Raw genomic sequence first — 3248 nt, forward strand, 5'->3', positions numbered from 1 at the left:
TTGTTCAGTGGACATTAATTATATTCCGATAAGTCAGGAGTACAGCCGTTTGACAAATGGAAAGTTATCAAGTTGCTTGCTATTTCGCCTTTTGGCGCTTCTGCTTTTTTATCGAATGAAACGATGAAGCAGCGCTTCTTCTGATTCTAACTTCATTCCTATATATGTCTCGAATCAAAGCATAGGAGATAAGGTTTTCTATCAATGTACAAACCGGCCTATCAGCTAAAGTAAAGAGCTTATTGTTTTGCAGCGTTCCAAAATAGAATTGGTCTCCACAAATAAGTTGCGGACAATATTGCTCCATCAAGATTCTCAATTCATCTACTTTTCCACTGCCTATGCGCCCAATTCCAATTTTTCCGTGATGGTAAAATGAAAACTTATCTCCGCTCAAAACGACATTGTCATCAATAACAAGCTGAAGCGCATGATGTGCAGATGTGTCTGTATCGATTGCCACATTTAACACCGTTTTGGAAACATTTAAATGGTTATCTGTCGAGTATGTTGATATACCAAATGAAACAATTTGATTTGAACTATTATACTCAATCAAAAAAGATCGATACGGGCCAGAAAAGGACCCCCCTCCAGCATTGCCATATGACAAGAGCCGTACCCCTAAATCTTTTATTAGACGAAAAAAGGAATCATGGCTCTCAGGAAGTTTAATACGTTCATCCAGTAGCGCGTCCAGCAAATTCAGGCTCATAACAGCTAAGACAATTGGTGTGTCATCCCCAATGTCTGAAGAGGGGCCGTTCTTTCTCCCTTGGAGAACCAAACCCTCCAAATCTTTGAAGGGAGTTCTCTCCGGACATTGCTGAATTTCTAAAAGTTCAGATTGCCCGTTTAGCATTTCAATGTATGTTGGAATTTCCTCTATTCTAAGATACTGATTCTCTTTTTCTGAATAGTAATAGCTGAAGGAGTTCATGCCATTTGTGAGCAATAAATAGTCGCAATAAAGCTTGTTCGCATAGCCCACAAGCTGATCCGTTTCCTTTCCGCCAAGAAAGACTTCCGGTGCCTTACACTCAATCACAGCAAGGGGAATAATCCCATTCTGACCTTGTTTATGAATAATAATATCCGCACGATCCTGTGATTTAATTCCATAATGACTGAGTGGTTCCTCACATTTAATCATTTGAATTGGTACATGAAGAGTATTGAGAAGATATAAAACAGTTTCTTGCCGTATCGTTTCTTCTGGAGTAGCATATGTCAGCCGTTTGCGAATGGGATCAAGATAACACAATTTCCCATTCTTTTCATACTGCGGAGGTAATACCTGATTTAAATAGTCTATAGTAGCAACACCTGCTTTCTCTATGAAGAAGAATGATGATTTATTTAACTGCTTTGTCCTATCAGCTTGTATTATACCACCATTTTGCCCAAAATGATAGGTCTACGCACGATTGCCATAAAACGTTTATGCCTCTATTTTTACTACATCTTATAGACTTGTTATATTTTCTGCCTGTATTACCATTTGCGTGTACTTTATCTAGATTTTTAGGCGTGACAAAGACTGGTTGATATTTGCTGTGTAATTTTGAATAGCGCGTGGGGATGTTGCGCTTTGTGGAATGTAGGGAAGATTTTTCCGACATTCAGCTGACTAGTTGAGATCTTTAATTTCTCGTAGCTTAACGGCTTATTTGTGGAATAAAATGCAAGAAAATGCCCAGCCGAAAAAAACGCAGACGTACGATTTTTGATACTCTGTGGGGACTAGTTGATATTGGGGGGGAACAGTTGCTATCGCTCCCAGTAGATAAATGGGCTGATTTTTGCTGGATTTCCAAGACTAGTTGAAATTTGATGAATGCCATTCTCTGTCAAAGGGCTTTTGACGGCCTGTTAAGGTAAGGTACATATTTATTTTTTGAAAATAACTCGTTTTGACCGTCAAAAACGGGATTTCAAAAAACAAACGCGCCGAGGGGGTGTCGGTTGATAACCCCACCCCCTCATTTTTTACGCGGCTACACGATATACAAAACCGGGAAATCCTTTTACACGCAGGTCGCGCTGGTCTTGCCGTCCCGGTCTAATGGGGACGGTGTACCGAGCAATGTTCTCCATCAGCTTGTCGCTGTCCGCCTTGGGCGTTCGGATATACTCCTTACAAAGTGCCACCGCCATTTTGAAATTGACCTTGTAGGCGTAAATGCCCTCTGTCGGTTGCCGAACAACAACTTCGCGACAAACCCTGCTTGCAAAATTGAATGCGGTCAAGCTTGAATAGATTTCCTGCTCCGCAAACGAATCAGATTTGCCGTGTAGATTCACTAGCCCTAGCGTGTACTTGAGGTCGCGGAAACTGGTTTCTATCCCCCAGCGCAGATGATAAAGGGTCTTGATATCCTCCAACGAAAATGATCGCGGTAACGATGTGGCAACGGTTTCAAATTCGCCGCTGTCAATCTGAAAACGGCAGATTCGGAAGCGCATGGGGTAATAGTTTCCAAAATCCCAGCGTCCGCGTCTGGTGGTTGAACCCGGTTTCGACTTTTTGGGGACTTGCAGGAACACATAATTTTGATTTTCCTTGTCCGTTTTCTTTTGTGTAGTGCAGATGGAAAATAAGATGTCGCAATCCAGTTCCAGCATGGGCAGTTTCGCCACCTCGCGCATGGCTGAATGGCTCTGTTTTACACGAATAAGAAAGTCTGTGTTGGGCTTTTCGAGAAGGTGGGCTGTAAGATTATAGCTCTCAAAGCCACGGTCAGCTACAATAAGAGTCTTTCGGTCAAAGGCGTTGCGCTGGAGCATTGTAATCAACGCCCCGATTTCGTTCTTTTTCGATTCTGGTTGGATAACAATATCGGTAAAGGTTCGGCTGAGGATGTCGTACAGCGGCGTTGCATGAAGCTGATTTACGCCCTTGGGGATACCGTCGTTGCATACGAATGACGGGGACGCTGGATTTCTGGGCAAATTGACCGTAGTTCCGTCCACGGATAGAACGCGGTAGCCGTGGAAGGATGCGTTGTCCGTACAATCGGAATTGAAGGAAGTAAAGGCAGCACGAAACACGGCGGGGTTAATCTGGGCGCGGCGCTGACTGACAGCGGACGCAGTGACTTTAATACCGGCAGTGTGCAAAATCTTATCTAAAGAGCCGCCCTCCGCGCCAACTAAAAGGCGTATGATTGTTTCCCGTGTGAGGGAACTCTTGCGAGAAAAGTTTCTGCTTTTTCCGCACTGTGCAACGGCGGTTCTGATTGCGTAAT

2 protein-coding genes are annotated in these 3248 nt (G+C 43.4%); both read right to left on the bottom strand.

The features are described from left to right. Positions 1 to 79: 79 nt before the first annotated feature. Positions 80 to 1264 (bottom strand): type I restriction enzyme HsdR N-terminal domain-containing protein, encoded by a 1185-nt coding sequence (locus B2W96_RS02915; RefSeq protein WP_293008389.1) that lies wholly within the window; start codon positions 1262 to 1264, stop codon positions 80 to 82. 725 nt (positions 1265 to 1989) lie between these two features. Next, positions 1990 to 3248: IS4 family transposase (locus B2W96_RS02920; protein ID WP_293008391.1), on the bottom strand; the 1259-nt coding region annotated here is incomplete at its 5' end.

Source organism: Oscillibacter sp. UBA6647, assembly GCA_002455655.1.
Classification (GTDB): domain Bacteria; phylum Bacillota; class Clostridia; order Oscillospirales; family Oscillospiraceae; genus Oscillibacter.